Origin of the sequence: Actinomadura sp. NPDC048394 (assembly GCF_040651755.1) — a bacterium.
Taxonomy (GTDB): domain Bacteria; phylum Actinomycetota; class Actinomycetes; order Streptosporangiales; family Streptosporangiaceae; genus Spirillospora; species Spirillospora montaniterrae.
On the sequence record NZ_JBEZJL010000161.1, the window covers coordinates 1 to 5,990 of the forward strand.

Sequence of the window (5,990 nt, forward strand, 5' to 3'; positions counted from 1 at the left end):
CGACCACGACCTGCAGCGCAAAAGACCGGTGGCGCGTCCGGCGATCGACCGGACTGTCTCCGCGACGGCTTTCTCACGCAGCCGCCGAGATACACGAAGGAACGGGTGAACCACGATGACGCCACGGTGGGGTCCGGGCTCGGGGCCTGGCTGGGACCAGGGTGCCGGAACGCTGGTCGACCTGACCAGGCACACAGGAAGCCGCGGCGATGAGCTCGCCTCGCTCATCAAGATGCTGATCGCAGCGGCCGAACCGCTGGCGGGCAGGTTCAACGGCGCCGGAAAGGCGGCGTTCGACCGGTTCAAGGAGCACTCGGATCAGATCACGGCCGATCTGAAGGGCCACCTCAACCGGGTGAACACCGCGCAGGCCGGCTTGGAGAACGCGTTCGGCGGCGGCGATCACGAGATGGCCGACGGCGCGGCCCGCAAGATGGCCGGGGCGATCTTCGACGGATCGAAGTTCCGCTCGGCCTGACCCCTGCGATCTGAATGCCGTGAACCGACCCCCGGCGAACTGGTAACTGTTCCGGTTCGGGAAAGGATATCGGACCATGACGCACGGTAGCGACCGGCGCAGCTACGACCTCGGCGCCTCGGGCGAGGCACAGCTCAACATCCAGGTCATCATGAACCGGCTGGAGTCACTGATCGGCCTGCGCGACGCCGATGTGCGGGCCGCGCTGGCCGACTGGCAGGCCACCGGAGTATCGGACGATTACCACGGCAAAGAGGCAAAGTGGCTGGCCGCGGCCAACGAAACCCGCGAAATCATACGCCTGGTGAAGAAGACACTCGAGGACAATGACGACATCGCACACAGGGTGCTTGGAAAGGCACACGCGATCGTCCAGGACATCTGATCGGGCACATCCCGATGCCCCGACCGGGATGGATCGGTCTGTGTCGGTGAAAGGCGGAACCGGTGGCGCGCGACTATGACGCTCAGCTACTGGAGTCGGTGGTCGTACGCCGCCGGCGGCTCCGTGACGCGCTGATGTTCGGCTCGCAGCGCAACCGCCGGGAGTTCGGCGAGAGCACCATGAAGGCCGCCGTCGGCCTGTGGGTGGCCGCGGTGCTCTGCGCGGGGCTGGTCGGCGTGTCCTTCCTGCGTTCCACCTTGAACGAGCAGAAGCGCCAGCAGGAACAGCAATCACAGAGCGCCCCCCTCACTGGAGGGACGGAGGTTCCCGCGAGCTGGGTGGGCGCCAAAGTGACGTTCGCCATGCTGCGGACGGCGCTCGATGAGGCGAAGGTTCCGCGCGGCCTGTATGTACTCCCCGGCCAGCCACGTCCGAGGGCAGGGGCGGTCTCGAGCTACTACGTCATCGCCAAGGAGACCGACCGCTTCTCCGGCGGTGTCGTCGAGTTCCAGAAGGGCCGGATCGGCGGCCAGTTCACGACCGAGGACGAGGCGTCCCGCTGGCTGTACGGGCAGCTGGTCGTCCGGGAGCGTCCCGTGCACCCGCTCGACGCCCGCGCCGAGCGGGTCGCCATCCGCGACGGTGCGAACCTGGCGGCGGACGCACGGAACAAGATCGCGCAGAGTGGTCGCGCCTCCATCGCCTACCCGCTGGCGCAGGGCGCCTTGGTGGACGCGTTCGGGCAGGAGAGCGGATCGTTGCTATTCCCGTTCGGGACGCCATTCGCGCCGCGGGGACTGCCCGCCCGGGTTCACCTGGCCTCCAACTATCACCGCTATCGCGTCGTCCAGCCGTTCTCGGTGACCGCATCGGTCGCGGCGCCCGCCAACGGCGGCCGAGGCGGCGGCGTGCGTTTCACGGTCGACGCCGGACTGTTCCCACAGCCGCCCGTGCTGCCCACCGTCCGGTGGTTGTTGCAGACCGGATACCTGGAACGCGTCACCGGCACGGTCGTGCCCAAGTGAAGTGACCTGTACGGAGGCCTCATGTCCATGTGGAGCAGGGTGACCCTGGTCGGCGAGACACGTCGGCTGGACATGGTGCTGCCCGCGCGAACGCCGGTCGGCGCGCTGATGCCCGATGTACTGGAACTGCTGAATGACCGGGCGCTGAGCCCTCCGCGGCTGCGGCATCTGGTGACGTCCACGGGCGAGGTGCTGGATCCCGCTGTCAGCCTGGCCGACCGGCGGATTCCGGACGGCGCGGTCCTGCGCCTTGTGCACGCCGACGAGCCGCTGCCCACACCGGTGGTGCATGAGGTGCCCGAGGTCGTGGGCGACAGAATGGACGACCTTCCAGCGTCGTGGGGTCCGGAGGCCGCGCGCTGGACGTCCACCGCGGCCTTCGCCGTCCTGACGTTCGCCGCCGGGCTGGCGGCATCGGCCGTGCTGCCCGCGCACGCGGCTCCCTGGGTGCTGGCCGGGGTCGCGGCCGTGCTGCTGGGGGGCGGCGCGGCGGTGGGCCGGCTCTGGCGCGAGCCCCTCGGAAGCGCGATCACCATCGGCGGGGGGGCGGTGGGCGTTCTCGCGCTGTGGGCCGCCACCGACGGCCACTGGCCGGGGGCCGGGCGCTGGGCCGGGTTGGCGGCGGTGACCGCCGTCGTCCTCGCGCTGCTGGGGGTCGCCTCGCCGCTCGGCCGTGGCGGCCTGCTCGGCGGCGGGACAGCGGCACTGCTGGCCGCGTCGGCCGGGGTCTGCGCCGCACTCGAGCTGGACGCAGCGCGCACCGCGGCGGTCGTGGCGCTCGGATGCGTGATCCTGCTCGGCTCGATTGTACGGCTGGCGGTCTCGCTGTCCGGGCTGACGGCGCTGGACGACCGGCGCGACGCGGGCGACGCGGTGCTGCGCGGGGACGTCCTGCGGGCGCTGGACGGTGCGCACCGCAGCCTCACCATCGCCACCATCGCGGTCTCGCTGGCGGCGGGCGCCGCGGGCCTCGGCGCGCTCACCCGGCTCGACGGCTACACCGCCGCGCTGGCGGGGCTGCTGGCGCTGATCCTGGCGGGCCGCGCGCGGGTGTTCCCGCTCGTGATGGAGAAGGTCGCGCTGCTGGCCGCGGCGGTCACGATCGTGACCGGCCTGTGCGTCCGTTGTGCGGCCGAGTACTCCTGGGGGGCCTGGCCCGCCCTGGCGGCGCTGGCGGTGGCACTGGCAGTGCCGGCCGCCGTGCTGGCGGGCGACCGGCCCGAGCATGTGCGGGCCAGGCTGCGCCTGGCGATGGACCGGATCGAAGCGCTGGCGGCGGTGGCGATCGTACCGGTGGCGATCGGCGCGTTCGGCACCTTCGAACGCCTGCTCGGCACGTTCTGAAGGGGTTGGAGTGGCTGATCAAGACCAGGTCCGGCGCGAAGCACTGACCGAGCGGACGGTGCTCGACCCTCCCCTGCGCCGGCCGTCCATCGGACCGGACGACCTCGTCCTCGGCGAGGTGCACGGCGACTCGATGCTGCGGCGCCTGCGACATGCGGCGGCCGGACCGTTCCGGGCGGTGGAAGACGTGCAGGCCCTCACCGAGAACGGCCGATGGATCCAGCACCCTGTTACGACCGGCCGGCGGATCGCGGTGACCGGTATTCGCGGCGGGGCCGGGAAGAGCACCGTCACCACGCTCATCGCCACGGCATTCGCCCGTTATCGGCAGGATCGCGTACTCGCCCTGGACCTCGACCCCGAGTTCGGGTCGCTGCCCCTGCGGCTGGGCATCCGGGCCAGCAGCTCGACGACCGGCCTGACCAAGCTGGAGGTGGGGACGGCCTCGTTCGAGGAGATCGAGCCGCAGCTGGAGCGGATGGGCGAACGGCTCTGGGCGCTGCCGGGCCCTCGGGAGGCCTTGGGCCGTGGCCGGCTCGACGCCGCCGCCTACCGCTCCAAGGGAGTACCGCTCAGCCGGTTCTTCGGCGTGACGATCGCCGACTGCGGGGCCGGCATCCGCACGGACCTGCACCAGGCGGTCCTGTCCGGCACGCATGCCCAGGTACTGGTCACTCCCGCCACGCAGGAAGGCACGGCAAGCGCCCGCAGTGCCCTCGACTGGCTGCACAGAGGCCCCATGCATGACCTCGTGCGGCGCACGATCGTTGTGTTCACCGTCCACAGCCGGCCCGGCTCGCGAGCGTTCGACCTGGCGGGCGCCCGCGCGGCCCTCCGCGATGCCGGGGTGGAGACGGTCCGGCTGGGTTACGACGACCATCTGGCCGTCGGCACGACCATCGATCCCGACCGTCTGGGCTACTCGACCAGGGTCTCCGCCATCGATCTCGCCGCCGCCGCACTGCGGGCGGCGCTCCGTCCCTGACCGGCTCCGGCCGGCCCGGATGGACCTTCTGAAGAACCGCCGCAATCCAGCACGATCGTTGAGCGGCACCATCGAGCATTGAGGAGGCGCCGTGACGACCCGGGTGGTGCATCGGCCCGCGCGTACCGTCCATGCCCCGCCGGAACGGGCCGTCCAGAAGATCGAGGCCCCGCCCGCGCTGCCGGAGTCCGGCACTCCGGGCGGTCAGCTGATGACCCTGCTGCCGATGGCCGGCATGATGTCCTCGCTCACGGTCATGACCGTCCTGCGCAACCGCGCGTTCATGGCGCTCGGTGCTGTGATGCTGGTGGTGGCGGTGCTCGCGGGCGGCATGCTGCTGATCTCGCGGCGGGGGCAGGCGGCGCGGCAGCGCCGGGGCCGCCGCGAGCGGTACCTGGACCACCTGGAAGGCCTGCGGGAGACGCTCGCCGCCGGGGAGCGGGAAAGGCGTGCCACGGCGCGGGTGCTGGACCCGCCGCCCGAGGCTCTCTACGACGTGCTGCGCGACCCGGCGCGACTGTGGGAAAGACGGCGGCGGGACGCGGACTTCCTGCGCGTCCGCATAGGGACCGGCCTGGTACCCGGGCAGCCGCTGGAAGTAGGCGTGCAGGCGTCGGCGATGACCCCGGCGGACCCGTTCATGCTGGCGGAGGCGCGCGCCCTGGCCGCACGGTTCGAAACGGCCCCCGACATGCCGCTGGCCCTGCCGCTGGACATGGTCGGCGACGTCAGTGTGGTGGGACCGCGCGAGGACGCGCTGCGGCTGCTGCGTGCGCTGATCGCGCAACTCGCCGCGTTCCACGCGCCCGAGGACGTGGCCGTCGCCTACGGCGGCCGGCGCGTCCCCGATTGGGACTGGCTGAAGTGGCTGCCGCACGCGCATGATCAGCGACGTCGTGACTGCGGCGCGCAGCTCCGGCTCGTCGCGACCAGCCCGCAACGGATCGCCGCGCTGCTGGCCGACGATCTGCGGGCCCGCGCCGATCTCGCGGCCGAGGTGGCGCGCGGGCTCGGGACGCGCGAGGCGCTGGGCTTCCAGCAGCGCCTGGTGCTGATCCACGATACGCACGGGGAGCCGGCCTCCGAGCTCGCCCGGCCGGACCCCGGCGTTCCGGTCGCCGACCTGGCCGCGACGGTCGTGCATCTGGTGGAGCGGCGGGAGCACGAGCCCGACAAGGTGAACATCCGGATCTTGGTGGACGGCGACCAGGTCGAGGTCACCGACCTGCGCGGGGAGACCGCGGTGACGATGTCGGGAACCGTGGACCACGTCCCGCCGGGGATGCTGGAGGGTCTGGCCCGCATGCTGGCGCCGCTGCGGTTGTCCCGCGAGTCCGCCGAGGAATCCGCGGCGCAGGGCGGCGAGGTCGACTTCGCCTCGTTGGTCGGCCTGGAGGACCCGGCCCATGTGGACGTGGCCCGGTCGTGGGCGCCGCGCTCCGAGCGCGCCTTCCTGCGAGTGCCGATCGGGCTGGACGAGGCGGGCCGACCGGTGATCCTCGACCTGAAGGAGGCGGCGAGCCTCGGGATGGGCCCGCACGGGCTGTGCGTGGGCGCCACCGGGTCCGGCAAGAGCGAGCTGCTGCGCGCGCTCGTCCTCGCCCTGGCCGCCACGCACTCCCCCGAGCAGGTCAGCATGGTGCTGGTCGACTACAAGGGCGGCGCGACGTTCGCGCCCTTCGGATCGCTTCCACACGTCGCCGGGGTCATCACCAACCTTGAGGACGACGCGGGGCTCATAGAGCGCGCCTACGCCAGCCTGGCCGGCGAGGT

General features: G+C 71.9%; 6 protein-coding genes. All 6 read left to right on the forward strand.

Translation table 11 applies throughout. The features are described 5' to 3' along the window. The first annotated feature begins 232 nt into the window (after positions 1 to 232). Positions 233 to 478 (forward strand): hypothetical protein, encoded by a 246-nt coding sequence (locus AB0C78_RS50415; protein ID WP_360762894.1) that lies wholly within the window; start codon positions 233 to 235, stop codon positions 476 to 478. Between the two features lie 76 nt (positions 479 to 554). Further along, on the forward strand, positions 555 to 863 hold the full coding sequence (locus AB0C78_RS50420; RefSeq protein ID WP_151600513.1) for a pore-forming ESAT-6 family protein: 309 nt from the start codon (positions 555 to 557) through the stop codon (positions 861 to 863). Positions 864 to 925: 62 nt separating this feature from the next. After that, on the forward strand, positions 926 to 1,888 hold the full coding sequence (locus tag AB0C78_RS50425; protein WP_360762897.1) for a TNT domain-containing protein: 963 nt from the start codon (positions 926 to 928) through the stop codon (positions 1,886 to 1,888). A 21-nt stretch (positions 1,889 to 1,909) separates the two neighbouring features. After that, a complete protein-coding gene (eccD, locus tag AB0C78_RS50430; protein ID WP_360762900.1) occupies positions 1,910 to 3,232 on the forward strand; it encodes a type VII secretion integral membrane protein EccD in 1,323 nt (440 codons plus the stop codon). A 10-nt stretch (positions 3,233 to 3,242) separates the two neighbouring features. Next, entirely contained in the window at positions 3,243 to 4,217 is a 975-nt protein-coding gene (locus AB0C78_RS50435) for a hypothetical protein (protein ID WP_360762903.1), read from the forward strand. Positions 4,218 to 4,308: 91 nt separating this feature from the next. Continuing rightward, on the forward strand, positions 4,309 to 5,990 hold a 1,682-nt coding region (locus AB0C78_RS50440), incomplete at its 3' end, for an FtsK/SpoIIIE domain-containing protein (protein ID WP_360762905.1).